Source organism: Microbacterium sp. JC 701 (genome assembly GCF_021026215.1).
GTDB classification, from domain to species: domain Bacteria; phylum Actinomycetota; class Actinomycetes; order Actinomycetales; family Microbacteriaceae; genus Microbacterium; species Microbacterium algihabitans.
On sequence record NZ_JAJNCV010000004.1, the window covers coordinates 215758 to 241578 of the forward strand.

Consider the following 25821-nt stretch of genomic DNA (forward strand, 5'->3'; position numbering starts at 1 on the left):
CCGGGCGCGAGAGTCCGGACAGGCCCCGCCGCGAAAGCAAGGTCCCTGAGCCTGTCGAAGGGACCGGGACCAGGCGCGAGAGTCCGGACAGGCCCCGCCGCGAAAGCAAGGTCCCTGAGCCTGTCGAAGGGACCGGGGGCTTCGAGAGGCTCAGCCACCGCTCACGTGAGGTCCCCGACCCGCCCGAGCGGTACCGTGAAACGCGAGGAGGACCGATGACGCGACGACTGCCTGTCGACCCGATCGCCGAGGCGAAGCGCCAGTGGCTCGCGCACGGGTGGGACGACGCCGCCGATGGCATGACCGTGGTGACCTCGGTGATCCGCGCGCACCAGCTGCTGATGGCGGCGATCGACCGCGCGCTCAAGCCCTTCGACCTGTCGTTCTCGCGCTTCGAGATGCTGCGGCTGCTCGCCTTCACGCGCGAGGGGCGGATGCCGATGGCCAGCGCCATCGCGCGCCTGCAGGTGCACCCGACGAGCGTGACCAACACGGTCGAGCGCCTCGCACGCGACGGGTACGTGACGCGCGAGCCGCATCCGACCGACGGCCGCGCGGCGTTGCTCGCGCTAACCGACGCCGGCCGACGCCGAGTCGACGAAGCCACCGACGCGCTCAACGCCGTGTTCGCCGACCTCGGCCTCGACGACGACGATGCGAGGGCGCTCGTGCGGATCATCGCGCGCTTCCGCAAGGGTGCGGGCGACTTCGCCGACCCCGCCCCGGTGCCCGACCCGCTCTGAGCACTCATCGGTGCGTGAACGACGGCGCGCGCTTCTCGCGGAACGCCGCCATCCCCTCTTTCTGATCGGCCGTGTCGAACAGGGCCGCGAAGGCCTGACGCTCGAACCGCACGCCCTCGGCGAGGGTCGACTCCAGCGCGACGTCGAGGGCCGCCTTCGCCGCGTACAGGGCGGGTAGCGGCTTCTCGGCGATCGTCTGCGCGACCTTCTCGGCCTCGTCGAGCAGCTCGGCCGCGGGCACGATGCGCGAGACGAGTCCCGCGCGCTCGGCCTCGGCGGCGTCGATCATGCGGCCGGTCAGCACGAGCTCGGCCGCCTTGTAATAGCCGAGCGCCCGCACGAGACGCTGCGTGCCGCCCATTCCCGGGATGACGCCCAGCTGCACCTCGGGCTGGCCGAACTTCGCGCGATCCGAGGCCAGGATGACGTCGCACATGAGGGCGAGCTCGCATCCTCCGCCCAGGGCGTAGCCCGACACCGCCGCGATCACGGGGGTGCGCACGGCCGCGAAGCGCGCCCACGCGCCGAAGTGGTCGGTGAGCATCATGTCGAGACCCGACTTCTGCTCCATCTCTTTGATGTCGGCGCCCGCGGCGAAGGCCTTCTCGCTCCCCGTCACCACGATCGCCCCGACACCCTCGTCGACGTCGAAGGCTTCGGCAGCCGCGACGACGTCGCGCATCGACTGCGTGTTCAGCGCGTTCAGCGCCTCGGGCCGGTCGAGGAAGATCCACCCCACGCGGCCTCGCTGCTCGACGCGGATCGTCTCGTATCCGGCATCCGGTTCGGTCATGGTGACTCCCGTCGTCTCGAGTGATGGTCGCAGCGGCTTCTCCCGCCCTCGAATGCTCGCACGCCCCACCGACATCGATCGAGGGTCTTGCCGCACGGCGTCGGCGGCAGCGCTCTTCGCGGCGGCGTCGGCCCGGTTCGGGGCGGATCCTGTCGTTCGGGGCGGGGAATTCACGCCCCAAGCGACGGAATCCGCCCCAAACGGAATAAGGGCCCCCTCACGCCGCGAGGACGCTGCGGCCCACGATGAGCCGCATGATCTCGTTGGTCCCCTCGAGGATCTGGTGCACGCGCAGATCGCGCACGACCTTCTCGATGCCGTAGTCCTGCAGATAGCCGTAGCCGCCGTGCAGCTGGAGCGATTCGTTGGCGACGCGGAAGCCCACGTCGGTCGCGAACCGCTTCGCCATGGCGCACCGGGTCGCGGCATCCGAAGTCTTCGCATCGAGCGCGGTCGCCGCATCGCGCACGAGCAGGCGCGCGGCTTCGAGCTCGGTCGCCATGTCGGCCACCGCGAACACGACCGACTGCTTCTCGGCGAGGGCCTCGCCGAAGGTGAAGCGCTCGTGCACGTACGAGATCGCACGGTCGAGCGCCCAGCGCGCCCCGCCGATCGAGCACGTGGCGATGTTGAGGCGGCCGCCGTTGAGGGCGTTCATCGCGATCGAGAAGCCGCGACCCTCGCCGCCGAGCAGGTTCTCGGCGGGGACCCGCACCTCGTCGAGGATCACGGCGCGAGTGGGCTGAGCGTTCCAGCCCATCTTCTTCTCGTTCGGTCCGAACGACAGCCCTTCGGAGTCGGCGGGCACGATGAAGGCGCTGATGCCGCGCGCTCCGGGCTCCCCCGTGCGGGCCATGACGACGTAGACCGACGCCTCGCCGGCGCCCGAGATGAACTGCTTGACCCCCGTCAGCACGTAAGTGTCGCCGTGGCGGATCGCCGAGGTGGTGATCGCGGCGGCATCCGACCCCGCGCCGGGCTCGGTGAGGCAGTAGGCGCCGAGATCGTCCATGGCCACGAGTGACGGCAGCCACCGCTCGCGCTGCTCGGCGGTGCCGTAGGTGTCGATCATCCACGCCACCATGTTGTGGATCGTGATGTAGGCCGTCACCGTGGGATCGCCGTAGGCGAGCTCCTCGAAGATCGCCACCGCGTCGGCGCGCGACAACCCGGCGCCGCCCACGTCGTCGTTGACGTAGACGCCGCCGAGGCCCAGCTCCCCCGCGCGGCGCAGCACGTCGCGGGGGAAGTGCTTCTCGGCATCCCATTCGAGGGTGTGCGGGGCGAACTCGGTCGCGGCGAAGTCGCGCACGGCGTCGAGGATGGCGTCGCGCTCGTCGGAACTCAGGGTGCCGGTCGACGGGGCGTCGAGCGCGGGAGCAGGGGTGGTGTCCATGCGGCTCTCCTTCGGAAGGCGACGGCGTCGTCGCTCCCGCCAGATTACCTGGACGTCCTACTAATTGGTAGAGGTACCGACTACGAGGCGGAGACCCCGAACAACGCGCCGACCGCGTAGGTCGCGGCGAGCGCGAGCGCCCCGCCGATCACCGTGCGCAGCACCGCTCGACCGCGCCGCGCTCCGCCCAGCACCGCCGCAACGTAGCCCGTGATCGCGAGCGCGATGAGCACCGCGACGAAGGTGAGCGGCACGCGGATCTCGACCGGCGCGAGCAGGATCGTCGCGAGCGGCAGCAGGGCACCGATCGTGAAGGCGACCGCCGAGGCGAAGGCCGCGGCCCACGGGCTCACCACGTCTTCGGCGTCGATGTTGAGTTCGACCGAGAGGTGGGCCTTGAGGGCGTCGGATGCCGTGAGCTCGGTCGCCACGCGCGTCGCGGTGTCGCGCGACAGCCCCTGGGCCTCGTACATGCCCACGAGCTCGGCGAGTTCGGCCTCGGGATCTTCGGCGAGCTCGCGCTTCTCCTTCTGGATGAGGGCGTGCTCGCTGTCGCGCTGGCTCGAGACCGAGACGTACTCGCCGAGCGCCATCGAGATGGCGCCACCGACGAGGGCGGCGAGGCCCGCGATGAGCACCGGACCGGTGTCACTCGTGGCGCCCGCGACGCCGACCACGACCGCGGCGGTCGAGACGATGCCGTCGTTGGCGCCGAGCACGCCGGCGCGGAGCCAGTTGAGTCGTTGGGAGAGTCCCTGGCGGTGCGGCTCGTCGGCGTGAGCCCCGTTCGCTGTCGTCATGCGGTCAGGGTAGACCCGCCCACCGACGGCGGGACGGGCTTGCGCCGCACCGGAGGGGGAGGCGTTCGCCCCTCGTTCACCGGCGGGTCACCGAGCCCCGCGAGGATCGCTGCGTCCGCGCGCCTCCGCCGCGGATCGGTGCGCCCCCGCCACACCGCGCATCGCCTTCTCCCCGTACCCGAGGACACAGCATGCCTTCGCCCCTCCTCCGCCGTGCGGTCGCGTTCACCGCGACCACGGCGGCCGTGTGCGCACTCGCGCTATCGAGTGCCTCCGCGGCATCCGCCGCCATCGTCCCCGACCCGGTCCGCGACGCTCCCGCCGACAGCGCGGTGAGCCTGCGCCCGCTCGGCAGCTACGAGACCGGGGTGTTCGACCAGTCGGCCGCCGAGATCGTGCACGCCTACAAGAACCGTCTGTTCGTCGTCAACGCGCAGGCCGGCGCCGTCGACGTGCTCGACAACGGCAACCCCGCGGCCCCGACGAAGCTGTACTCGATCACCGGCACCGGCGTCGCCAACTCCCTCGCCGTGCGCGCCGACGGCCTCGGCGTCATCGCGCTCGAAGACGTCGACAAGACCGCGCCCGGTCGCCTGGTGTTCTTCGACGCGGATGCCGCGGAGCCGACGATCCTCGGAGAGGTCACCGTGGGCGCTCTGCCCGACATGGTGTCGATCTCCGACGACGGCACCTCCGCGGTCGTCGCCAACGAGGCGGAGCCCGCCGACGACTTCTCGGTGGACCCCGAGGGTTCGGTCGGCGTGGTGTCGCTCCCCACCGCCAAGGCGGCCCCGACGCAGGACGCCGTGCGCACCGCCGGATTCGCCGCGTTCGAGCAGGGCGGATCGAAGACCCTCGACCCCGCCGTCCGCGTCTTCGGCCCCGACGTCGCCGCCCCCGACCAGGGCAGCACCCCGCTCGCCGCGAACCGCGTCAGCCGCAACCTCGAGCCCGAGTTCGTGACGATCGCCGGTTCCACCGCCTACGTCGCCCTGCAGGAAGCCAATGCCATCGCGGTCGTCGACCTCGCGTCGGCCGAGGTCACCGGCATCCGCCCCCTGGGGTTCAAGGACTACGGCGTGCAGACGCTCGACGCCAGCGACCGCGACCCCGAGGACGCCCCCACCTACACCGAGAAGAGCTATCCCGGGCTGTTCGGCATGTACATGCCCGACGGCATCCAGGCCTACGAGGCGAACGGCGAGACCTACCTCGTCACCGCCAACGAGGGCGACGGCCGCGAGTGGGGCGACTTCAACGACACCGCTCGCGTGAAAGACCTCGGCGACGACGGCCTCGCCCCCGTCTGCGCCGACAGCCCACTCGCGGGTTCGCTCGACGACGCCGACCTGGGTCGCCTCAACGTCGCCACCGACATGGGCCTGAACGCCGACGGCACCTGCTACTCCGAGCTGTACACGTTCGGCGGCCGCGGCTTCTCGGTGTGGACCACCGACGGCGAGCAGGTCTTCGACTCCGGCTCCGACTTCGAGCGCATCACGCACGACGCCAACCCCGAGTTCTTCAACTCGAACCACTCCGCCTCGAACCTCGAGGGCCGCAGCGACGACAAGGGCCCCGAGCCCGAGAACCTCGCCATCGGCCAGGTCGACGGACGCACCTACGCCTTCATCGGCCTCGAGCGCGTCGGCGGCGTGATGACCTACGACATCACCGACCCCTCCGATGCGACCTACGCGGGCTACGTCAACAACCGCGACTTCTCGATCTCGGTCGAAGACCAGCTGACGGGCGACGAGACCGCCGACCGCGAGCTGCTGGCCAAGGCCGGCGACCTCGGCCCCGAGGGCGTCGAGTTCATCGCCGCCGAGAACTCGCCCACCGGTCGCCCGCTCGTGGCCGTCGGCAACGAGGTCTCGGGCACCACGACGGTCTTCTCCGTCGAGAACCCGAACGTGAAGAACATCGACATCCTCGCCATCAACGACTTCCACGGCCGCCTCGAGGCGGGATCACAGGGCGAGGCCGGCGCTGCCGTCATCGCCGGCGCCGTGAAGGCGAAGGAGGCCGCGAACCCGAACACGCTGTTCGTCTCGGCCGGTGACAACATCGGCGCGTCGACGTTCACCTCGCTCATCCAGGACGACTCCCCCACGATCGACACGCTGAAGGCCTTGGGCCTCGACGTCTCGGCCGTCGGCAACCACGAGTTCGACCGCGGCTTCGCCGACCTGACCGATCGCGTGCTCCCCGAGTACGGCGGCGGCGAGTTCGGCCTCGGCGCGAACGTCTACAAGAAGGGCACGAAGGAGCCCGTCCTCGACGAGTACGCGATCAAAGACGTCGACGGCGTGCGTGTGGCCTTCATCGGCACCGTGACCCCCGACACCGCGACCATGGTCGACCCGGCAGGCATCGCCGACCTCGAGTTCGGCGACCAGCTCGAGGCCGCGAACCGCGTGGCCGACGAGATCACGGCCGGCGACCTCGCCGACGTCATCGTGCTGCTCACCCACTCGGGTGCCGCCTCGTCGAACGACTGCGCCGCGCTCGAGGCCGACCAGGCCGGATTCGGCAAGCTGGCCGTGAACGCCTCGCCCGAGATCGACGCGATCGTCTCGGCGCACACGCACCAGACCTACGCCTGCGACGTGCCCGTCGCCGGCACCGACCGCACCCGCCCGGTGATCCAGGCCTCGGAGTACGGCAAGGCCATGGGCCAGCTGTCGCTGAGCTGGAACACCCGCACCGACTCCCTGGCATCCGTCTCGGGCACGACGTTCCCCCTCGCGGGAGCGTTCGCTCCGGATGCCGCGATCGAGGCCAAGGTCGCCGAGTACGTCGCACAGGCCGACGTGATCGGAGCGAAGCCGGTCGGCGAGATCAGCGGCGACATCCTGCGCGGTGGCACCCCCTCGGGCTCCGACCGCGGCGTCGAGTCGTCGATGGGCAACTGGGTCGCCGACGTCTACCTGTGGGCGACCTCGCAGAACCCCGCCTACGCCGGCACCACGGCGCAGATCGCGCTGATGAACCCGGGCGGCCTCCGCGCCGACCTGCTGAAGGGCGACGACGGGGTGGTGACCTACAAGGAGGCCGCTCTCGTGCAGCCCTTCGCCAACACCCTGGTGACGGTGACCCTCACGGGTGAGCAGATCCGCGAGATCCTGAACGAGCAGTGGAAGGCCGAGGGCGACCGCCCGAAGCTGCACCTCGGCGTCTCGGACGGCTTCACCTACGAGTACGTGCAGGACGCCGCGAACCCGCGCGTCGGCTCGGTCGTCTCGATGGCCTACCAGGGCCAGCCGATCGCCGACACCGACACGTTCACGGTCGTGACGAACTCGTTCCTCGCCAACGGCGGAGACGGCTTCCCGACCTTCGCCGCCGGCACCGACCGCACCGACACGGGTCAGATCGACCTCGACGCGACCCTGGCGTACTTCGAGGCGACCCCCGTGGTCGACCCCGCTCCGCTCGGCCGCGCGATGCTGTCGACGGGTGAGGCGCCCGCGCCCGGTGAGCCGGGTCAGCCCGGCGAGCAGCCCGGCGACCCCGGCACGCAGCCCGGTCAGCCCGGTCAGCCCGGCGCCCAGCCCGGCCAGCCGGCGGGCACTCCCGGCGAGGGACTCGCCAACACCGGCGTCGAGGCACCCTGGGGCATCGCCCTCGCGGGTGGCTTCCTCGTGGTCGCGGGCGGTCTCGCCTTCGCCCTGCGCAAGCGTCGCACCGTCTGACGCCCGACACCGGAACGGCCCTCACCCTCGCGGGTGGGGGCCGTTCCCGTTCGCGTGAGGGGTCGGAAAGTGTCACCTGGATGCGCGCCAGGCGACACTTCTCGACCCCTCACGCGGGCGCGGCGCTCAGGCGCGGAGCACCTGGACGTGCACCCCGGATGCCGCGGACTCGACGCGCCAGACCTGCCCGCTGCCGCGAACGGTCGGGGCCGCCTGCGCCGAGACCACCAGGGCCGTGTCTTCGTCGATCGCCACGCCCTCGGCGACGAGGCCGGCATCGACCGCCGCGACCAGACGCGAGAGGGTGCCCCACTGGGCGGCGTGCACGTCGACGGCGAAGTCGAGGAGTCCGAGACCCGGGCGCACCTCGACCTCGTCGAGCTCTTCGCTCGCGTCCTGCGACACGACCTCGACCCCGCCGACGCGGTATCCGCCGACGAGCGCCGGGGCGGCGGCGATGACCGCACCGGCCGAGAACCCGGCGTAGGGGACCCCCTCCAGGACTCGGTGGATCACGGCATCCCCGATCCGTCCGAAGGCGTTCAGGTATGCCGGGGTGAGGCCACCGCCGACGAACAGCCCGTCGGCGTCCAGCGCCGAGGCTTCGTAGACCTCGCCCTCGACGATCGACTCCACGCGGATCTCCTCCGCCGCGGCGCCGGCCGCCTCGAGCATCGCGGTGAAGCGCGCGACCGACGAGTCGTCGTCGGCCTCGAGGACGAGCAGCAGGGCGATCACGGGGGCGCGATGCGCGGCCCGCTGCCGCGCCTCGGTGACGAACGGACGCAGCAGGTCGCCGCAGCGCGCGAGGTCGCGACCGCCGCCCAGGAGGAAAACACTCATGCGCCCAGTATCCCGGGGCGCGCGGACCGCGGTTCCACGCTCGAGGGTTGGGGTTCCGCCTGCGCCCCTCCCGACCCGACCGTCCTGCGGACCCCACACCCGACACGCCGCCCCACGGCCCCTCCCGACCGGCGTGTCACCGCCGGCATCCGCACGACGGCACGATCCGGTGAGGTGGGCCGATCCCCTCCCGGCCCGACCGTCCTGCGGACCCCGCACCCGACACGCCGCCCCACGGCCCCTCCCGACCGGCGTGTCACCGCCGGCATCCGCACGACGGCACGATCCGGCGAGGCGGCGCGCGGGCGCGACCCCGGTCAGTACCGCCGCAGCAGCGCGGCGAGGGCCTGGCCGCCGCCGATGCACATCGTCACGACCGCGTACTCGAGGTCGCGGCGCTGCAGGTCGAGGGCCGCGCGCACGGTGAGGATCGCGCCCGTCGCCCCGACGGGGTGGCCGAGGGCGATCGCGCCGCCGTAGGGATTCACCTTCTCGGGGTCGAGACCGCCGTCTCGGATGACCGCCACAGCCTGGGCCGCGAAGGCCTCGTTCAGCTCGATCACGTCGACGTCGGCGGGCCTGAGCCCCGTCTGCTCCCACAGTCGCTGCAGGGCGACGACCGGGGCGTAGCCCATGATCTCGGGGTCGACGCCCGCGGTGGTCACGGCCTCGAGGGTCGCGAGCCCGGTCAGCCCGCGCTCGCGCACGTCGTCCTCGCGCATCAGCACCGTCGCTGCGGCACCGTCGTTGATGCCCGAGGAGTTTCCGGCGGTGACCGACCCGTCCTTCTCGAACGCGGGCCGAAGCCCCGCCAGGGCCTCCATGGTCGTCCCCGGCCGCGGGTGCTCGTCGACCGAGACCGCGACGGGCTTCCGGCCACCGGTGGTCACGGGCACGATCTCGTCCGCGAAGGCCGCGCGCGCGGCATCCGTCGCAGCTCTCCGCTGACTCTCGACGGCGAAGGCGTCCTGCTCTTCTCGAGAGACGGAGTATCGGGATGCCACGACCTCGGCCGTCGTCCCCATGTGCCGGCCGCTGAAGGGGTCGGTGAGGATCGCGAGCGTGCCGTCGAGCAGCGTCCGGTCGCCGAGGCGGGAGTTGCCGCGGGCCCCGTACTCGAGGAACGGCGTTCGCGACATGCTCTCGTCGCCACCGGCCACGGCCACGTCGATGCCGCCCCAACGCAGTTCTTGAGCGGCCGACCAGATGGCCTGCAGGCCCGAGCCGCAGAGGCGGTTCACCGTGAAAGCGGGCACGCGCGTGGGCAGTCCCGCGGCGAGCGCGACGCGGCGCGCGTTGTAGGCGTCGGGGCCGTTTTGGGCGATGCAACCCATGACGACCTCGTCGACGTCGTCTTTCGCGACTCCGGCGCGGCGCAAGGCCTCCGACACCGCGACGGCACCGAGCTCGTACGCGTCGACGCCCGACAGGGCGCCGCCGAACGACCCGATGGGCGTGCGCGCTCCCGAGACGAGGACGATCCTGGGCGCCGACATCAGCCCGCGGCTTCCTCGGGGCGTTCCTGGGCCTCGAGGTCGTCGGCATCCGGAACGTAGCCCTCGATGTGCCGCTCGTCGGCGCCGACGTACTCCGACAGCGGGCGGATCAGCGCGTTCGAGGCCTGCTGCTCACGGATGTGCGCGGTCCAGCCGGTCACGCGCGCCGCGACGAACAGCGGGGTGAAGGTGAGCGTGTCGAAGCCCATCAGGTCGTAGGCGGGGCCCGAGGGGTAGTCGAGGTTGGGGTAGATGCCCTTGCGCTCGACGAACTGCGACTCGAGCGCGTCGTAGAGGGCGGCGACGTCGGGGCGGTCGTAGTGCGCGACCAGGGTGTCGAGCGCGGCCTTCATCGTGGGCACGCGCGAGTCGCCGCGTTTGTAGACGCGATGTCCGAAGCCCATGATCTTGCGCTTCTCGGCGAGGGCGGTGTCGAGCCACGGCCCGACGTTCTCGGCCGAGCCGATCTCGGTGAACACGTGCAGCACGGCCTCGTTCGCACCGCCGTGCAGCGGGCCCTTGAGGGCGCCGATCGCGCCGACGACGGCGGAGTACAGGTCGCTGAGGGTCGACGCGATCACGCGCGCGGTGAAGGTCGAGGCGTTGAAGGAGTGCTCGGCGTACAGGATCATCGAGCGGTTGAACGCGTCGACGACGACCTCGTCCGCTTCCTCGCCGAAGGTCATCCACAGGAAATTGGCCGCGTAGTCCAGGTCGTCGCGCGGCTCGATAAGCTCCTCGCCGCGGCGGCGACGCTGGCCGTAGGCCACCACCGCGGGCAGTTGCGCCCACAGACGGATGCTGCGCTCGAGGTTCTCTGCGGGGGTGCCCACGGCATCCATCACGTTCGAGATGCCGGCCGTCTCGCGCGCGCCGATGACGCTGACGGCGGTGCGCGCCTCGTCCATCGGGTGGGCGCTGGTCGGCAGCAGGTCGATCGCGGCGCGGACGTCGTGGCCCAATGCCCGGTGCTCACGCTCGGTGCGGCGCAGGTCGGCGAGCTGCGCGGCATCCGGAAGCTCTCCGTTCCACAGCAGGTACGCCACCGCCTCGAACGACTGCGTGGCCGCGAGCTCCTGTACGGGGTAACCCCGGTAGAGCAGGCTGTTCGTCTCGGGGTTCACCTTGCTGACGGCGGTCTCGTCGACCGTGACCCCGGCGAGGCCCTTCTTGATGTCGGTCATCGTCTCTCCCTTGAGTCGTGTGCGGTGTTCGTACGGGGGCTCATGTCCCGATTTCGGCTGTCTGAGCCTTGTCCAGACGACCATTTTCGGGACATGGTTTGCGCATTTCGGGACATGGTCACCTCACTGCCCGCGCGGGGCCTCAGCGCTCGACGGTGAAGTCGAACACGTCGGCGTCGAAGCGGGTGTAGCCCTCGTAGTCGATGAGGTCGTAGAGGTCGGCGCGGTGCTGCATCTGCCCGAGCTTGTCGCGGAGGTGTCCCTCGGATGCCAGCGCGTCGAGGCCCCGACCCGCTTCGCCCATCGCGAGGCGCAGCAGCGAGACCGGCCAGATGACGAGGTTCACGCCGGCGTCGCGCAGCTGCTGCGTCGAGAACAGCTCGCTCTTGCCGAACTCGGTCATGTTCGCGAGGATCGGCACCTCGAGCGCCGAGCGCATCGCTTCGAACTCGCCGAGGTCGCGCATCGCCTCGGGGAAGATCGCGTCGGCGCCCGCGTCGACCAGGGCCTTGGCGCGATCGATCGCGGCATCGAGCCCCTCGACGGCGCGCACGTCGGTGCGGGCCATGATGAGGAAGTCGGGGTCGCGTCGGGCATCGACCGCCGCGCGGATGCGCTTGATCGCCGTGTCGGCATCGACCACGCTCTTGCCGTCGAGGTGACCGCAGCGCTTCGGGTTGACCTGGTCTTCGATGTGGGTGCCCGCGAGCCCCGCGTCCTCGAGCGTCTGGATCGTGCGCGCGACGTTCATCGGCTCGCCGAACCCGGTGTCGGCGTCGATGATCGCCGGCAGCTCCGTCATGCGGGCGATCTGCTGTCCGCGACCGGCGACCTCGGTGAGCGTCGTGAGTCCGATGTCGGGCAGGCCCAGGTCGGCCGAGATGACAGCGCCCGAGATGTAGACGCCCTCGAAGCCCTTGCGCTCGATGAGTCGAGCCGACAGCGGATTGAAGGCTCCCGGCATCCGCACGAGTTCTCCGGATGCCAACTTCTCGCGCAACGCGCGACGCTTCTGCTGAGCGGTGGTCTGGGCGTAGAGCATCAGCGACCTCGCTTCATCGTGTGGATCTCGCGCACCGGCGGCTCGGGCTTCTCGGGGGCGCACCCGCCGCCGCGCATCAGAACAGCCCCTTCGGCGCGGGCGCCAGAGCCAGCACGCCGGGCTTGGCGACGATCGAGAGCTGCATGACCTCGGCCGGGGTCAGCTCGGGCAGGCGCTGCACGAGCTCGAGGAAGCGCTCGATCTCTTCCGGCTGCAGCACGGGCTCGGCGAGCAGACGGAACTTGCGCACGTAGTCCTCGCGGGCGAACGGCCGCGCACCGAGCGGGTGCGCATCGGCGACGGCGATCTCGTCTTCGACGGTCGACCCGTCGGTCAGCGTGATGACGACACGGCCGCCGAACGCCTTCTCCTGAGGGTCTTCGGAGTGGTAGCGGCGCGTCCACTCGGCGTCTTCGGCGGTGGTGACCTTGTGCCACAGCTCGACGGTGTCGGCGCGGCCCGCGCGCTCGGGGGTGTACGAGTCGACGTGGTGCCACGCGCCGTCCTGCAGGGCCACGGCGAAGATGTACGGGATCGAATGGTCGAGCGTCTCGCGCGACGCGGTCGGATCGTACTTCTGCGGGTCGTTCGCCCCCGAACCGATCACGTAGTGCGTGTGGTGGCTGGTGTGCAGCACGACGGATGCCACGTGGGCGGGGTCGCGTAGCTCCGGGCGCTCGGTGCCGAGGCGGCGGGCGAGGTCGATCCAGGCCTGCGCCTGATACTCGGCGGAGTGCTCCTTCGTGTACGAGTCGAGGATGCCGCGCTTGCTCTCGCCCTCGCCGGGCAGGGGCACGTCGTACGAGGCGTCGGGGCCGTCGAGCATCCAGGCGATCACGCCGTCTTCGCCTTCGTAGATCGGCGAGGGGCTCGTCTCGCCGCGCATCGCCCGGTCGACGGCCTCGATCGCCATCTTCCCGGCGAAGGCGGGGGCGTGCGCCTTCCACGTCGAGATCTCGCCCTTGCGCGACTGGCGCGTGGCGGTGGTGACGTGGAGGGCCTGACCGATGGCCTGGTAGATCGTCTCCTGGTCGAGATCGAGCAGGGTGCCGATGCCGGCCGCGGCGGCGGGGCCGAGGTGGGCGACGTGGTCGATCTTGTGCTTGTGCAGCGAGATGGCGCGTACGAGATCGATCTGGATCTCGTACGCGGTGGCGAGCGCCCGCACGAGGGCGGCGCCGTCGCGACCGGTGTGCTGGGCGACGGCCAGCACGGGCGGGATGTTGTCGCCGGGGTGCGAGTAGTCCGCGGCGAGGAAGGTGTCGTGGTAGTCGAGCTCGCGCACGGCCACGCCGTTGGCCCAGGCCGCCCACTCGGGGCTCGAGTGCCGTTCGAGGGCGCAGCCGAACACCGTCGAGCCCGCTCCGCCGATCGACACGGCGTGGTCGAGCGCCTGCTGGCGCGCGGCACTCACGGGCTGACGCGTGAGCGAGGCCGCGGCGACCGCGGCGTTGTCGATAAGGCGGTTGACGATCATCTCGGTCACGTCGTCGTCGACGGCGACGGGGTCGACGGCGACGCGGGCCAGGGCCCAGGCGAGCTGACCCTCTCGGGCGAGGTTCTCGTCGCTGCGGTGCACGCGCACGTGGTGGGTGATCGTCATGAGTGCTCCTCCGTGAGGGCTTCGAGGATGGTCGACACGGCGTTGTGCAGGTGCACGTGCGTGGCGTGGGCGGCCAGGTCGGGCTCGCCGGCGGCGATCGCTCGCGCGATCAGTTCATGCTCGCTCGCCGAGGCGGTGAGACGTTGGGGGTTGTCGCGGGCCATGCGGCGCACGCGGACGAGATGGGTGCGCACGCTGCGCAGGGCGCCCGCGAGGTAGGCGTTGTCGACGGCGGTGTCGATGGCCGCGTCGAAGCGCGCGATGAGGGAGTAATAGGTGTCGGCGTCGACGGTGTCGACGTCCGCGAACTCGCGCGCGAGGGCGGCGAAGATGCGACGTTCGGCGCGCACCGCGGCCAGGCGGGCCGCCTCGGTCTCGAGGGCGCGGCGCAACTCGAAGAGTGCGCGGATGTCGTCGACGTCGATGCCGGCGACCACCGTCACGCGCGGCGACGTCTGTACGACGAGACCGTCGGATGCCAGGCGGCGCAGGGCCTCGCGCAGCGGCGTGCGGCTGACGCCCAGACGGGTCGCCTGCTCCACCTCGCCGAGCACCATTCCGGGGCTGAGGGTGCCCGATTGGATCTCGTCGAGGAGGGTCGCGTACGCGCGCTCGCCTGCTCTCATCATGACCTCCGTCGTGTATACATTACGCACCGTTCCGTCGGGCCGCCACCCTCCGCAGGGGGTCCTGCGTATACAGAGACACCCCTTGAAGGGTGACTTCACCCGGCGTATCGTCCGCGACATGAGTACCGCGATCCGCACCGCGGGCCTGCGAAAGCGCTACGGCCGCACGGTGGCTCTGGACGACCTCGACCTCAAGGTCGCCCCCGGCGAGATCCACGGCTTCCTCGGCCCCAACGGAGCGGGCAAGTCGACGACGATCCGCATCCTGCTCGGCCTCGCGCGGGCCGACGACGGCACCGCCGAGGTGCTCGGGGCCGACCCCTGGCACGACGCCGCGTCGCTGCACGCGCGTCTCGCTTACGTGCCCGGCGACGTGACGCTGTGGCCCAACCTCTCGGGCGGAGAGACCATCGACCTGCTCGCGCGGCTGCGCGGCTACGGCCGGTCGTCCGCCTACCGTCGCGAGCGCGACCGCCTGCTGCACGCCTTCGCCCTCGATCCCCGCACGAAGGGCCGCGCCTACTCGAAGGGCAACCGCCAGAAGGTCGCCCTCGTCGCCGCCTTCGCGTGCCCGGCCGATCTGCTGCTGCTCGACGAGCCCACGAGCGGCCTCGACCCTCTCATGGAGGTCGTCTTCCAGCAGGAACTCCGCCGCGTGCACGAGCACGGCACCACCGTGCTGCTGTCGAGCCACATCCTCTCCGAGGTCGAACAGCTGTGCGATCGCGTGAGCCTCGTGCGGGCGGGACGCGTCGCCGAGACCGGAACCCTCGACGACCTGCGTCAGCTCACGCGCACGCAGGTGTCGTTCGCCGACACCGGGGCGGCCCTGCCGCCGCTGCCCGGAGCGCACGACGTCGAGCGCTCGAACGGACGCGTGCGCTTCACGGTCGACAGCGACGACGTGGCATCCGTGCTCCCCACCCTCGGCGCGGCGCGCGTCACGGGCCTGCGGGTCGAGCCGCCGTCGCTCGAGGAGCTGTTCCTCCGCCGCTACGGCGAGCGGGTCGACGCAGGCGTGGGCGAATGAACGTCATCGGGCCGCTGCTGCGCGCCCGTCTGCGCCGCGACGCCGTGCAGTTGACGCTGTGGATCGCCTGCACGCTGGCCCTCGCCGCCGCGGCCGTGGTGGGGGTGCGGGGACAGTTCCCCACGGTCGAGGACCGCCAGGGCCTGCTCGCCGCCGCGATCGCCAATCCCGTCATCCTGCTCTTCCGGGGGCTCCCCTCGGGGAGCGACGAGGCGGCGTTCGCGACGTTCCTCATCGCGCCGTTCCTCGTGCTGCTGGCCGCGCTCATGAGCACGTTCCTCGCCGTCCGGCACACCCGCGGCGACGAGGAGACGGGCCGAGCCGAGCTGATCGCGGCGACCCCGGCCGGGCGCTCCGCGGCCTTGATCGCGACGGTGGGGCACGGCATCCTGGCCGACGTCGTTCTCGGGGCGCTCGTCGCACTCGCCTTCCTCGGGTTCGGATACCCCGCGCGCGGCAGCCTCCTGCTGGGCCTGTCGGTCACGGCGACCGGACTCGTCTTCTTCGCCGTGGCGCTGGTCGCGGCGCAGGTGGTCCGCACCTCGCGCGTCGCGAACGCCATCGGGGTGTGGGCGGTGCTGATCGGGCTGCTGGTCTGCGGTCTCGGCAACGCCCTCGGCACCCCGAGCGCCGATCTGCAGCGGATGCGGAGCGCTCCCCTGGCGTGGATCTCGCCCTACGGCTGGGCCGAGAACGTGCGGGCGTTCGACGCCGACGACGCCCGGCCGTTGCTGCTGTCGCTCGCGCTCACGGTGGTCTGCGCTCTCGTCGCGTTCGCGCTGCACCGCTCGCGCGATCTGGGGGCTTCTCTCCTGCCCGCGCCGCGCGGCGCCGCCGCGGCCGGACGCCTGCTCTCCGGCCCCCTCGGTCTGGCGTGGCGCGAGGGCCGTGGTGCCGTCATCGGCTGGACGGTGGGCGGCCTCGTCGTCGGGCTCCTCGCCACGCGTCTGTCGTCGGTCATCGCGCAGATCGGCGACACGATCCCCTCGGTCCAGGCCGTACTGCAGGCCCTCGCCGCGCAGGGCTCGCTCGCCCAGGGCGCGGTGGAGGTGTTCTTCACCCTCGCCGGGATCCTCGCCGCCTGTGCGGGCGTGCAGATGATCGCGCGCCTGCGTCAGGACGAGGCGGCCGGCCTCGCCGAACCCCTCCTGGCCGCCGCCGTGAGTCGCTCGCGGTGGCTCGGCGCGGGGCTCGCCCTCAGCGCCGCGGCGATCATCGGCGTGCTCGGTGCGGCCGTCGTGGGCGCGGCCGTGGGCCTGGCCACGACCGACGGTGGCGACACCTCGCTGCTGCGCGACGCCGTCGTGAGTGCCGGCGGTCAAGCTCTCGCGGCAGCGGCGATCGCCGTGATCGCGGCCCTCGCGTTCGTCTTCGTGCCGCGTCTCGCGGTGCTCATCGGATGGGCGGTCGTCGGCGTCGCCGCGATCGTCGGGCTCTTCGGCCCGCTCCTCGGGTTGCCGGATGCCGTGGTGCGGGCCTCACCGCTGGCATCCGTCCCCGTCGTCAGCGGCGACACGGTCGATCCGCGCGGCGCCGTCGTCTGGGCGATCGTCGTGATCGTGGCGGGCGGAGCGGCCGTGCTCGGCATCCGTCGCCGCGAGGTCGTCGCCGACCGGTGACGCGCGCCGGCACGCGATCAGACGCGACCCCACGACTCCAGGGTGGTGGGGACGGATGCCAGGGTCGCCAGGGCTCCGTCACGATCGGCGCGGGCGAGGGTGAGGCCCGCGACGACGAGGGAGGCGCAGACCGCGGCCAGGGCGTCCACGGCATCCGGAGTCAGATCGGGGCGACGGTCGGCCACGGCGGCGCGGATGGCTCCGCGCATCTCGGCGGCGTAGGACGAGATCGTGGTGCGCACCTCGGCGTCGTCGGTGGCGAGCGACGACGACCCGGCATTCAGCAACAGGCAGCCGAGACGGGCGCGGGGGGTGTCGTGCTCGATGCCCTCGCGCATCTCGGCGATGTACGCCTCGAGCGCGCCGGGGTCTCCCCCGCCCAGGGGCCGCAGGCGCGTGCGCACGACATCGTCGAGGTACGCCGCGAGCACCGCGTCGAAGAGTCCGCGCTTGCTGCCGAAGGCGTTGTAGATGCTCGACCGGGTGAGCCCGGTCGCCTGCTCGAGCTCGGCGATACCGGTCTCGGCGTAGCCGCGGCGCCAGAACACGTCACGCGCGGCGTCGACGACGGCGGAGCGCTCGAAGCTCGGCATCCGTCCCATGTTCTCTCCCTCATCAAGGCGGCTGAGCCTCCCACGGGTGGCTGAGCCTCCCACGGGTGGCTGAGCCTGTCGAAGCCACCGGACCCTTCGACGGGCTCAGGGTCCTCACGGTTTCTCTTTGGCTCTTCCGGGTCTATATTAGACCAGTCGTTACAAAATAACCACAGGAGGCATTCCATGCGCGCAGTCATCCACCACGAGTTCGGCGAGCCCGCCGACGTCCTCGGCGTCGAAGAGGTCGAGACCCCGACCCCCGGCCCCGGCGAGGTGCGCCTGCGCGTGCTGCTGTCGCCCATCCACAACCACGACCTGTGGACCATCCGCGGCACCTACGGCTTCAAGCCCGAGCTGCCCGCCCGCGCCGGCACCGAGGCCGTCGGCGTCATCGAAGAGCTCGGTGAAGGCGTCGAGAACCTGACCGTCGGCCAGCGCGTCGCCACCGGCGGCACCTTCGGCGTCTGGGCCGAGCAGGTCGTCACCAAGGCCGCGGGCCTCATCCCCGTCGCCGAGGGCCTGTCCGACGAGGTCGCCTCGCAGCTCGTTTCGATGCCGTTCAGCGCCATCAGCCTGCTGCACTCGCTCGACCTGGAGGCCGGCGATTGGATCGTGCAGAACACCGCCAACGGCGCGGTCGGCCGCATGGTCGCGCAGATCGCGAAGGCGCGCGGCGTCAACGTCATCGGCCTCGTGCGCCGCGAGAGCGCCGTCGCCGAGCTCGCCGAGCAGGGCATCGACAACGTCGTGTCGACCGATGCCGACGACTGGCGCGACAAGGCCCTCGCCCTCGCCGACGGTGCGCGCATCGTCGCGGGCGTCGACTCGGTCGGCGGACCCGCCGCCGGTCAGGTGCTGTCGCTCCTGAGCGAGAACGGCACGCTCGTGATCTTCGGGTCGATGGGCGCCGGCAAGCTCGAGCTGGGCGCCGGAGACATCATCTTCCGCCAGGCCACCGTGAAGGGCTTCTGGGGCAGCGTCGTCAGCAAGACGATGGATGCCGAGACCCGCGGCGCCCTCTTCGGCGAGCTGTCGCGCTACCTCGCCGACGGCACCCTGACGCTCCCGGTCGCGGCCACCTTCGGTCTCGAGGACGCCCGCGAGGCCGCCCGCGCGAGCGACTCGCCCCGCGTCGGCAAGGTGCTGCTGCGCCCGTAAGGCTGGTCGCGCCGCGCGCCTCGCGGCGCCGGGGGCCCCGCCGCCACCCCTGAGTGTCTAGAACACCCGGACCGTTCTTCGAAACGTCCGGGTGTTCTGGACACTCGCGCGTTGAGCGGGTGCCGCGGCGGTCCCCCGCTGGCGCGAACCCCCGGTTCAGTGTCCGAAACACGCCGCCCCACGCGACGGAATGCGGCGTGTCGTGGACACTCGACGGGACCGCGGGCATCCGCGACGCGTCACGACCCGGGCAGCTCCGCCAGCGCGGCTTCGAGCGCGTCGATCGCGGGGCGTTGGCCCTTCACGAGCGCTTCGCGCGCGGCATCCGGAGCCATCCACTCGGCGCGGTCGACCTCGGGGAACGAGGCCGTGCGTCCCGACCGAGGCGGCCAGGCCATCTCGAACTCCCCGAAGGTGAGATCGTCTCCGGATGCCGTGAACCCGGCGCCGTCGCCCACGAAGACGACCACCTTCTTGCCGCTCGAGTACGCGAAGGTGCCGAGCTCGGCCCACTCGACCTCGGGCGGCTCGACGCCGAGCTCCTCGCGGAACTCGCGGCGTGCGGCATCCAGAGCACCCTCGGATTCGGGGTCGAACTCGCCCTTCGGGATCGACCAGGCGCCGGCGTCCTTCTTGGCCCAGAACGGGCCGCCCATGTGCGCGATGAACACCTGCGGCTCCGGCGTCAGCCGGTACAGCAGCAGTCCCGCACTCCACACGACCATCAGGTGACGGTGGCCGGCACCCGGTTCGCCTCGTCGGCGATGATGTCGGCGCGCTTGCGGAACGTGCGGGCCGAGACGCGGTCGAGGGCGATCTGTCCGCGCATCTTCTCGGCCTTCTCGTACAGCGACGGTCCGCCGAATCCGGTGAGCACCTTCACGAGCACCGGCAGCAGCTCGATCATGAAGAACAGCGCCGCGATCAGGTAGTGCGCCCAGCGGAGCACCGGCTCACGGTCGGAGAGGCGTTCGAGGGCGGTGATCTGGCTGAGTAGACCCACGGCGCCGGCGTTTCCGTCGGCGATCGACGACGCGCGCTGGTTGTACGCGGCGAGCGCCGATTCGTACTGCGCGCGGGCCGCGGGCAGCTGGTCTTCGGCCTGCTGCTTGTTGGCGTCGGCCGACGAAGCCGCGGCCTCGGCACCGGCGGAGTTCGCCGAGGCGAGGGTCGACTGCGCCTGCTGCAGCTGCGTCGACAGCGCGTCGTACGCCGACTGCGCCTGCTGCAGCTGGGCCTGGGCGGCGTCGGAGCTCGCGCCGTTGCCGGCGACGCCCGTGCAGCCGGGGACGGTGCCGGCGCCCTGGCCGGTCAGCTCGCACTGGTACACCGCGCGGGCCTGGTCGATCACCGTCTGCTGCGCCGCGAGCTGCTGGGTGAGCTGGTCGACGGTCTGCTGCGCGGCGGCGGATTCGGCCGAGGTCGACGAGGTTCCGGTGACGATGCCGGTCGCGGCCTGATTCTCGAGCGCCGACACCTGTGCGCTGGCGGCGTCGAGGGCCTGCTTCTCGGGGCCGCTGGTCACGGCGTCCTGGTCGCCCAGGGCCTGGGTGATGTTGGTGGCGTTGACCTCGCGCGCGATGTCGTTCTGGAACACCTGCAACACGAGCGGCTCGGCCACCACGATGCCGATGAGCGCGGCCATGATCACGCGGGGCATGGCAAGGCCCAGCAGCCGGAAGATGTTCTTGGTCGAGCGCATCGTCGAGGTGAGGAAGCGGTCGAGGTTGAAGATGATGAGGCCCCAGATGAGGGCCAGGGGGATCGCGAGAAGGATGCTGACGCGCACCCCGGTCAGCAGCGCGAACATCATCGACAGGGCCGACACCAGCGCGGTTCCGGCGAGCACGAGGAACATCTGCACGAAACGCGGCACCTCTTCGGGCACCTCGTCGAGCACGTCGTTGTCGGCACCGCCGAGCACTGCCATGCGACGGATGAGCGACAGGCGCGGCCGCCGCGGGTCGTGCCGACGCAGGCGCGGCTGGCGCGGCTCCGAAGAGACGGGGGCGGATGCCACGGGCTCGAGCTCTCGCTCGGGCTCCTCGTCGGAGATGACCGCGGTCTCGTCGTCGGCGCGGGCGCGCTCGGCGCGGTCGATCACCACGGTGTCGTGGTCGTCGGCGGGGGCGTCGTCGCGGGGGGTCTCGGCCGGCTCGGCGTCGCGTGCGTCGTAAACGAACGGGTCGACGGGCTCGTCGTCGGCGCGCGGCGCACCCCATGGCTCGGACGTGTGGTCCTGGGCCTCGGCGGGGCGGTGGGCCGCGTTCTGCGCGGCGAGGATGTCGTCGAGATACTGCTCGCGTTCCTCGTCCGTCGTGAACTCGATGCGGCCATCGGAGCCGAAGCGGCCCGGCCGGTGAGCGGAAAAGGACATTCGCACAGGGTACGACGCCCACCCTGCTCTCTCCTGAGCGCGGCCTGAGGCGCAGCCGAGCGCCCCTCTTCGCGCCACGAGAGACGGTGAGGCGGAGCCGAAGCCCCGCCCCACCGTCTTGCGCGGGTCAGGCCACGCGCTGCTTCGGCGACACCTCGTAGGTGTTCTCGGGGTCGGAGAACACCGCATCGCCGAGGGCCGAGTCGATCGCGGCGAGGGTGTCGGCATCCAGGGTCACGCCCGAGGCCTTCACGGTGTCGGCGAGCTGCTCGGGTCGCGACGCTCCGACGAGGGCTGCGGAGATGTTGGGGTTCTGCAGCACCCACGCGATCGCGAGCTGGGGCATCGAGAGCCCCGCCTCGTCGGCGATGGGCTTGAGTCGCTGCACGGCCTCGAGGGTGTCGTCGGCGAGGAACCGCTTGATGAACGTGGCCCCGCTCTTCTCGTCGGTCGCGCGCGAGCCCTCGGGCACGGGCTGACCGGGCAGGTACTTGCCGCTCAGCACGCCCTGGGCCATCGGCGACCAGACGATCTGCGAGATGCCGAGCTCTTCGCTCGTGGGCACGACCTTGCCCTCGATCACGCGCCACAGCATCGAGTACTGCGGCTGGTTCGAGATGAGCTGGATGCCGAGCTGCTTCGCGAGCGCGTGTCCGTCGCGCAGCTGTTCGGCCGTCCACTCCGAGACGCCGATGTAGAGCGCCTTGCCCTGGCGCACGATGTCGGCGAACGCCTGGAAGGTCTCTTCGAGCGGCGTCTCGTAGTCGAAGCGGTGCGCCTGGTAGAGGTCGACGTAGTCGGTGCCGAGGCGCTTGAGCGACCCGTTGATCGAGTCCATGATGTGCTTGCGGCTGAGGCCGGTGTCGTTGGGTCCCTTCGGACCGGTCGGGAAGTAGACCTTCGTGAAGATCTCGAGCGACTCGCGCCGCTGCCCCTCGAGAGCCTTGCCGAGGACCGTCTCCGCGGCCGTGTTGGCGTAGGTGTCGGCGGTGTCGAACGTCGTGATGCCCGCGTCGAGGGCGGCGTGCACCGTGGCGATCGCCGCGTCGTCACCGACCTGCGAGCCGTGGGTCACCCAGTTGCCGAGGGTGATCTCCGAGATCTTGAATCCACTGTTACCGAGATAGCGATAAGCGACCATTCCTCCACGCTAGACCCGGCCACCGACACCGGGGCCGCGGCATCCGGATGTCGGCGTGAGGGGTCGGAGGGTGTCGCCTGTCAGAGAGCGGAGCGACCGATTCCGACCTCTCACGAGGGCGATCGCAGGATGCCGAGCTCCATCGCCCTCGTGACCGCGCGTGTGCGATCCGCGACGTCGAGTTTCGCGTAGGCCTTGAGCAGATGGGTCTTGATCGTCGCCTCGCCGAGGTGGAGACGAGCGCCGATTTCGCGGTTGCTCAGCCCCTGCGCGACGTGGGAGAGCACTTCGACCTCTCGAGGGGTCAGCGTCGGCGCGTCGGGCGCCCGCCCCGCCTGCGCCACCAGCACCCGGGCGACACTCGGCGCGAGAGCGACCTCGCCGGTTGCAACCGCGCGGATACCGGCGAGCAGCTCCGCTTCGGGGGCGGCTTTCAACAGGTATCCGCTTGCACCCGCGGCGATCGCACGCATGATGACGTCGTCGCTCTCATAGGTCGTCAAGACGATGACACGCGTCGCGGGTGCGCTCTCGCGCAGCATCGCGGTCGCCTCGTCGCCGTCGCGGCGCGGCATCCGCATGTCCATCAGCACCACATCGGGACATTCCTTCTCGACGAGGGCCACGACCTCCACCCCGTCGGATGCCGCTCCGACGACGTCGATGCCGTCGGCGGCGTCCAACATGCCGACGAGCCCGGCGCGCACGATCGGGTGGTCGTCCGCGACCACGACGCGGATCACGAGCGCCCCGCCGTCACCGGAACCCCGGCCCGCACGGTCGCCGCCCCGGGGGTGCCGTCGACCTCGAGCGACCCGCCGAGGGCGCTCAGGCGTGCTCGCAACCCCTCGATGCCGAAGCCGTGCGCGCGTGCGGCGGTGTCGAAACCGACGCCGTCGTCGCGCACGGTGACCTCCACGACGCCGTGCCGCTCGGCGAGAGTGACCTCGACGCGACGGGCATCGGAGTGCCGTCTCGCGTTCGACAGTCCCTCCTGCGCGCACCGCAGCAGCGCCACCTCCGCCTCGCGATCGAGCGGCGGCACGGCGGAGGTCACGAGCTCGACGTCGAGACCCGTCTCGCGGACGGCCCGCGCGACCACCGTGCGCAATGCCTCGGTCAGTCCGCCGACCCCGACCGAGGCGGGGGCTCCCCCGGCGACCAGCTCTCGGGTCTCGGCGAGCGCTGCCCGGGCGGCCTCCTCGACGAGCTCGAGGGTCGACGGCGACAAGGCTCCCTCGACCAGCTCGCGCCGGGCGCGCTGCGCGAGCATGACCGTCCCGGCGAGGCTCTGGGCGATCGTGTCGTGCATCTCGGCGGCGAGGCGCTCGCGCTCGGCCGTCGCGCCGGCGTCGCGATGCAGAGAGGCGAGTTCGCTCTGCGCTGCCGTCAATTCGGCGACGAGGACGTCGCGTTCGGAGCCGTACCGCGAGATGCCGCTGATCCAGAGACCCAGCACGACGGCGGAAACGAAAGACGCGCCCTGCACGAGGGCCATGACCGCCCACGATCCTCCGCCCGTCCAAGGCAGCAGCGCGGCGAAGATCGACGCGGCGGAGACGAAGCACGCGCCCACTGCTATCCGGGTCGACGCGGCCAGCGTCCACAGCAGCGGGAAGACCCAGAACTGCAGCATCGCCAGCCATGGCACGAGGAAGGTCAGCAGGGCGACCGCGAGCACCGTGACCACCATGGTGACCACCTCGAGCGCGCCCATCGTCCCCGCCTCGCGTCGGAGGAGACGGGGCAGCACGAGAAGGATCAACACGGTGTACGCCCCGAGAAGCGTCAGCGCCGCGATGGCAGACGCCCACGGGATGCCGGCGACGATCGCCGACGCGACGGCGATGCCGGCGCCCAGGATTCCCGCCGCGAGGAAGGCGACGATCCACCCTCGCGTCGTGGGGAGTCCGGCATCCGCCCCCTCCGAGGCGGCGACGGGGGCGGCGGTGAGTTGCGACATCACGCGTCCTTTCGAATCCACCGGAACGTCAGCCGCACGAGCGCGAGCCCGAGCACCAGCCACAGGCCCGTCACCAGCAGGATCAGCGGGTGATCCCACGAGCCCGACGGCTCGCCCGCCGCGAACCCCTCGGGCAGGAACACCGAGCGGAAGCCCTGCGCGAGCCACTTCAGCGGGAAGACGCTCGCGACGTTCTGCAGCCACTCGGGGAGGGCGGCGAAGTTGATGTAGACGCCCGAGATGAACTGCAGCAGCAGCACGATCGGAATGACGACGCCCGTGGCGCTGCGGCCGGTGCGGGGCAGCGCCGACAGGCCGATGCCGAGGATCGCGCAGGTGGTGACGCCCAGCAGGAACACCCACGCGAAGGTCAACCAGCGCTCCGGGTCGGTCGGCAGCGGCACGCCGAAGAACACCGCGGCCACCACGATCAGCAGCGCCGACTGCAGGAAGCCGGTGACCAGCACCTGCCCGAGCTTGCCGATGAAGTACGACACCGGGCTGAGCGGGGTTCCGCCGAGGCGTTTGAGGGTGCCGTCACTGCGCTCCATCGCGATGTCGATCGACATGTTCTGCAGGCCCGACAGCAGCACGCCCGCGGCGAGCATCGCGGGGAGGTAGAACTGCGCGGCATCCACCTCGTCTCCGGGCGGACCGAAGGTCTGCGCGTCGAAGGCGACGGCGAAGATCAGCAGGATCATCACGGGGAACAGGAAGGTGAAGAACACCGAGTCGCCCTGGCGGAAGTACGAGCGCACCTCGAAAGCGATGCGCGCGGCACCCAGCCGCAGCACGCGGCTCACGCGAGGCCTCCCGCCGCGGCCGTGCGGCGCGCTTCGTCGCCGAGGAACGAGAGGTAGACGTCTTCGAGACTCGGGCGCACGACCTCGAGCCGCTCGGGTTCGCCGAGGCGGGCGTAGAGCTGGGCGACCAGGGCTCCGGGGTCCTGCGTACGTTGCTCGCGGGTCTCGCCGCCCTCGCGCCACCGCACGAGCGGCACGCGCGCGTCGGGTCCCCCGAGTTCGTCGATTCGACCGACGGATGCCATCTGCCCGCCCACGATGATCGCCGCGCGTTCCGCGAGTTCGGCTGCCTCGTCGAGGTAGTGGGTGGTCAGCAGGATCGTGGTGCCCTCGCGCTGCAGGTCGCGGATGAGATCCCAGAACTGCCGCCTGACCTCGGGGTCGAAGCCGGTCGTGGGCTCGTCGAGGAACAGCAGCTCGGGTCGGCCGACGATGCCGAGGGCGACGTCGACGCGACGCCGCTGCCCGCCCGAGAGCTTGCGCACCGAGACCTTCGCCTTCTCGGTCAGACCGACCGACGCGATGACCTCGTCGACGTCGCGCGGCCGCGGGTAGAACGAGGCGAAGTGCGCCAGCAGCTCGCGCACGCTCGCGGTGGGTGCCTCGCCGGTGTTCTGCAGCACGATGCCGAGCCGCGCCTTCCAGTCGAGGCCACCGCGGTGCGGGTCGACGCCGAGCACGCGCACGTCTCCGCTCGTGCGGTCGCGGTAGCCCTCGAGGATCTCGATGACCGTGCTCTTGCCCGCGCCGTTCGGCCCGAGCAGCGCGAACGTCTCACCGCGGCAGATGTCGAACGACACCCCGCGCAGCGCTTCGAGACCGCCCTTGTAGGTCTTGCGGAGGTTCTCGACCTCGACGACGTTCTCGCTCATGCCCTCAGTCTGACGGGGCGGGACCGCCACGGGAA

General features: G+C 71.3%; 22 protein-coding genes. 5 read left to right on the plus strand and 17 right to left on the minus strand.

Features of this window, described 5'->3' with window-relative positions; genetic code table 11:
• Positions 1 to 215: 215 nt before the first annotated feature.
• Positions 216 to 743, plus strand: a complete 528-nt coding sequence (locus tag LPW41_RS15215) for a MarR family winged helix-turn-helix transcriptional regulator (protein ID WP_144834444.1) — start codon at positions 216 to 218, stop codon at positions 741 to 743.
• Between the two features lie 4 nt (positions 744 to 747).
• Here the strand turns inward: LPW41_RS15215 and LPW41_RS15220 are convergent, their stop codons facing one another.
• From LPW41_RS15220 to LPW41_RS15230, 3 genes are all read right to left on the minus strand, one after another.
• The gene (locus LPW41_RS15220) at positions 748 to 1536 is read right to left on the minus strand and encodes an enoyl-CoA hydratase-related protein (protein ID WP_144834442.1); all 789 of its coding nucleotides are present in this window, start codon (positions 1534 to 1536) and stop codon (positions 748 to 750) included.
• Positions 1537 to 1753: 217 nt separating this feature from the next.
• Positions 1754 to 2932: an acyl-CoA dehydrogenase family protein gene (locus LPW41_RS15225; protein ID WP_230705313.1), complete on the minus strand. Its 1179-nt coding sequence runs from the start codon at positions 2930 to 2932 to the stop codon at positions 1754 to 1756.
• Between the two features lie 80 nt (positions 2933 to 3012).
• A complete protein-coding gene (locus LPW41_RS15230) occupies positions 3013 to 3732 on the minus strand; it encodes a VIT family protein (protein WP_230705314.1) in 720 nt (239 codons plus the stop codon).
• Between the two features lie 191 nt (positions 3733 to 3923).
• On the opposite strand from LPW41_RS15230, the gene LPW41_RS15235 reads away from it, so the two are divergent.
• The gene (locus LPW41_RS15235; RefSeq protein ID WP_230705315.1) at positions 3924 to 7430 is read left to right on the plus strand and encodes a choice-of-anchor I family protein; all 3507 of its coding nucleotides are present in this window, start codon (positions 3924 to 3926) and stop codon (positions 7428 to 7430) included.
• A 126-nt stretch (positions 7431 to 7556) separates the two neighbouring features.
• On the opposite strand, the gene LPW41_RS15240 is transcribed toward LPW41_RS15235, so the two are convergent.
• The 6 genes from LPW41_RS15240 to LPW41_RS15265 form a co-directional block, all read right to left on the minus strand.
• Complete coding sequence (locus LPW41_RS15240; RefSeq protein WP_154097686.1) at positions 7557 to 8273, minus strand: Type 1 glutamine amidotransferase-like domain-containing protein; 717 nt, start codon at positions 8271 to 8273, stop codon at positions 7557 to 7559.
• 317 nt (positions 8274 to 8590) lie between these two features.
• Positions 8591 to 9769, minus strand: coding sequence for a thiolase family protein (locus tag LPW41_RS15245; protein WP_230705316.1), 1179 nt, complete (start codon positions 9767 to 9769; stop codon positions 8591 to 8593).
• Entirely contained in the window at positions 9769 to 10953 is a 1185-nt protein-coding gene (locus LPW41_RS15250) for a bifunctional 2-methylcitrate synthase/citrate synthase (RefSeq protein WP_144784210.1), read from the minus strand. Before LPW41_RS15250 ends, LPW41_RS15245 begins: the two co-directional genes overlap by 1 nt.
• A gap of 142 nt (positions 10954 to 11095) precedes the next feature.
• A complete protein-coding gene (gene prpB / locus LPW41_RS15255; RefSeq protein ID WP_230705317.1) occupies positions 11096 to 11995 on the minus strand; it encodes a methylisocitrate lyase in 900 nt (299 codons plus the stop codon).
• Between the two features lie 76 nt (positions 11996 to 12071).
• On the minus strand, positions 12072 to 13598 hold the full coding sequence (locus tag LPW41_RS15260) for an MmgE/PrpD family protein (protein WP_144834428.1): 1527 nt from the start codon (positions 13596 to 13598) through the stop codon (positions 12072 to 12074).
• Positions 13595 to 14224 carry a GntR family transcriptional regulator gene (locus LPW41_RS15265; RefSeq protein WP_144834426.1) on the minus strand — a complete coding sequence of 210 codons (630 nt, stop codon included), beginning with the start codon at positions 14222 to 14224 and terminating at the stop codon, positions 13595 to 13597. Before LPW41_RS15265 ends, LPW41_RS15260 begins: the two co-directional genes overlap by 4 nt.
• 121 nt (positions 14225 to 14345) lie before the next feature.
• On the opposite strand from LPW41_RS15265, the gene LPW41_RS15270 reads away from it, so the two are divergent.
• Positions 14346 to 15257: an ABC transporter ATP-binding protein gene (locus tag LPW41_RS15270; RefSeq protein ID WP_230705318.1), complete on the plus strand. Its 912-nt coding sequence runs from the start codon at positions 14346 to 14348 to the stop codon at positions 15255 to 15257.
• Entirely contained in the window at positions 15254 to 16876 is a 1623-nt protein-coding gene (locus tag LPW41_RS15275; RefSeq protein ID WP_230705319.1) for a polyketide antibiotic transporter, read from the plus strand. The genes LPW41_RS15270 and LPW41_RS15275 overlap by 4 nt, the downstream gene beginning before the upstream one ends.
• Positions 16877 to 16893: 17 nt before the next feature.
• On the opposite strand, the gene LPW41_RS15280 is transcribed toward LPW41_RS15275, so the two are convergent.
• Positions 16894 to 17478, minus strand: coding sequence for a TetR/AcrR family transcriptional regulator (locus tag LPW41_RS15280; protein WP_144834420.1), 585 nt, complete (start codon positions 17476 to 17478; stop codon positions 16894 to 16896).
• 177 nt (positions 17479 to 17655) lie between these two features.
• Here LPW41_RS15280 and LPW41_RS15285 point away from each other — a divergent pair, with 177 nt between their 5' ends.
• Positions 17656 to 18630, plus strand: a complete 975-nt coding sequence (locus LPW41_RS15285; RefSeq protein ID WP_230705320.1) for a zinc-binding dehydrogenase — start codon at positions 17656 to 17658, stop codon at positions 18628 to 18630.
• Positions 18631 to 18869: 239 nt separating this feature from the next.
• Here the strand turns inward: LPW41_RS15285 and LPW41_RS15290 are convergent, their stop codons facing one another.
• The 7 genes from LPW41_RS15290 to LPW41_RS15320 form a co-directional block, all read right to left on the minus strand.
• Positions 18870 to 19355, minus strand: coding sequence for an NUDIX domain-containing protein (locus LPW41_RS15290; RefSeq protein ID WP_230705321.1), 486 nt, complete (start codon positions 19353 to 19355; stop codon positions 18870 to 18872).
• Positions 19355 to 21007, minus strand: coding sequence for a DUF4407 domain-containing protein (locus tag LPW41_RS15295; RefSeq protein WP_230705322.1), 1653 nt, complete (start codon positions 21005 to 21007; stop codon positions 19355 to 19357). Before LPW41_RS15295 ends, LPW41_RS15290 begins: the two co-directional genes overlap by 1 nt.
• Before the next feature lie 127 nt (positions 21008 to 21134).
• Positions 21135 to 22148: an aldo/keto reductase family protein gene (locus LPW41_RS15300; protein WP_230705323.1), complete on the minus strand. Its 1014-nt coding sequence runs from the start codon at positions 22146 to 22148 to the stop codon at positions 21135 to 21137.
• A 110-nt stretch (positions 22149 to 22258) separates the two neighbouring features.
• Complete coding sequence (locus tag LPW41_RS15305) at positions 22259 to 22891, minus strand: response regulator transcription factor (protein WP_230705324.1); 633 nt, start codon at positions 22889 to 22891, stop codon at positions 22259 to 22261.
• On the minus strand, positions 22888 to 24111 hold the full coding sequence (locus LPW41_RS17125) for a sensor histidine kinase (protein WP_230705325.1): 1224 nt from the start codon (positions 24109 to 24111) through the stop codon (positions 22888 to 22890). Before LPW41_RS17125 ends, LPW41_RS15305 begins: the two co-directional genes overlap by 4 nt.
• Positions 24111 to 24914 carry an ABC transporter permease gene (locus tag LPW41_RS15315; RefSeq protein ID WP_230705326.1) on the minus strand — a complete coding sequence of 268 codons (804 nt, stop codon included), beginning with the start codon at positions 24912 to 24914 and terminating at the stop codon, positions 24111 to 24113. Before LPW41_RS15315 ends, LPW41_RS17125 begins: the two co-directional genes overlap by 1 nt.
• Positions 24911 to 25786: an ABC transporter ATP-binding protein gene (locus tag LPW41_RS15320; RefSeq protein WP_144834407.1), complete on the minus strand. Its 876-nt coding sequence runs from the start codon at positions 25784 to 25786 to the stop codon at positions 24911 to 24913. The genes LPW41_RS15315 and LPW41_RS15320 overlap by 4 nt, the downstream gene beginning before the upstream one ends.
• Positions 25787 to 25821: the final 35 nt, after the last annotated feature.

Excerpts from the sequence above, each read along its gene's own strand:
- LPW41_RS15215 (WP_144834444.1), top strand. The coding sequence starts at position 216 with ATGACGCGACGACTGCCTGTCGACCCGATCGCCGAGGCGAAGCGCCAG.
- LPW41_RS15220 (WP_144834442.1), bottom strand. The coding sequence starts at position 1,536 with ATGACCGAACCGGATGCCGGATACGAGACGATCCGCGTCGAGCAGCGA.
- LPW41_RS15225 (WP_230705313.1), bottom strand. The coding sequence starts at position 2,932 with ATGGACACCACCCCTGCTCCCGCGCTCGACGCCCCGTCGACCGGCACC.
- LPW41_RS15230 (WP_230705314.1), bottom strand. The coding sequence starts at position 3,732 with ATGACGACAGCGAACGGGGCTCACGCCGACGAGCCGCACCGCCAGGGA.
- LPW41_RS15235 (WP_230705315.1), top strand. The coding sequence starts at position 3,924 with ATGCCTTCGCCCCTCCTCCGCCGTGCGGTCGCGTTCACCGCGACCACG.
- LPW41_RS15240 (WP_154097686.1), bottom strand. The coding sequence starts at position 8,273 with ATGAGTGTTTTCCTCCTGGGCGGCGGTCGCGACCTCGCGCGCTGCGGC.
- LPW41_RS15245 (WP_230705316.1), bottom strand. The coding sequence starts at position 9,769 with ATGTCGGCGCCCAGGATCGTCCTCGTCTCGGGAGCGCGCACGCCCATC.
- LPW41_RS15250 (WP_144784210.1), bottom strand. The coding sequence starts at position 10,953 with ATGACCGACATCAAGAAGGGCCTCGCCGGGGTCACGGTCGACGAGACC.
- prpB (WP_230705317.1), bottom strand. The coding sequence starts at position 11,995 with ATGCTCTACGCCCAGACCACCGCTCAGCAGAAGCGTCGCGCGTTGCGC.
- LPW41_RS15260 (WP_144834428.1), bottom strand. The coding sequence starts at position 13,598 with ATGACGATCACCCACCACGTGCGCGTGCACCGCAGCGACGAGAACCTC.
- LPW41_RS15265 (WP_144834426.1), bottom strand. The coding sequence starts at position 14,224 with ATGAGAGCAGGCGAGCGCGCGTACGCGACCCTCCTCGACGAGATCCAA.
- LPW41_RS15270 (WP_230705318.1), top strand. The coding sequence starts at position 14,346 with ATGAGTACCGCGATCCGCACCGCGGGCCTGCGAAAGCGCTACGGCCGC.
- LPW41_RS15275 (WP_230705319.1), top strand. The coding sequence starts at position 15,254 with ATGAACGTCATCGGGCCGCTGCTGCGCGCCCGTCTGCGCCGCGACGCC.
- LPW41_RS15280 (WP_144834420.1), bottom strand. The coding sequence starts at position 17,478 with ATGGGACGGATGCCGAGCTTCGAGCGCTCCGCCGTCGTCGACGCCGCG.
- LPW41_RS15285 (WP_230705320.1), top strand. The coding sequence starts at position 17,656 with ATGCGCGCAGTCATCCACCACGAGTTCGGCGAGCCCGCCGACGTCCTC.
- LPW41_RS15290 (WP_230705321.1), bottom strand. The coding sequence starts at position 19,355 with ATGGTCGTGTGGAGTGCGGGACTGCTGCTGTACCGGCTGACGCCGGAG.
- LPW41_RS15295 (WP_230705322.1), bottom strand. The coding sequence starts at position 21,007 with ATGTCCTTTTCCGCTCACCGGCCGGGCCGCTTCGGCTCCGATGGCCGC.
- LPW41_RS15300 (WP_230705323.1), bottom strand. The coding sequence starts at position 22,148 with ATGGTCGCTTATCGCTATCTCGGTAACAGTGGATTCAAGATCTCGGAG.
- LPW41_RS17125 (WP_230705325.1), bottom strand. The coding sequence starts at position 24,111 with ATGTCGCAACTCACCGCCGCCCCCGTCGCCGCCTCGGAGGGGGCGGAT.
- LPW41_RS15320 (WP_144834407.1), bottom strand. The coding sequence starts at position 25,786 with ATGAGCGAGAACGTCGTCGAGGTCGAGAACCTCCGCAAGACCTACAAG.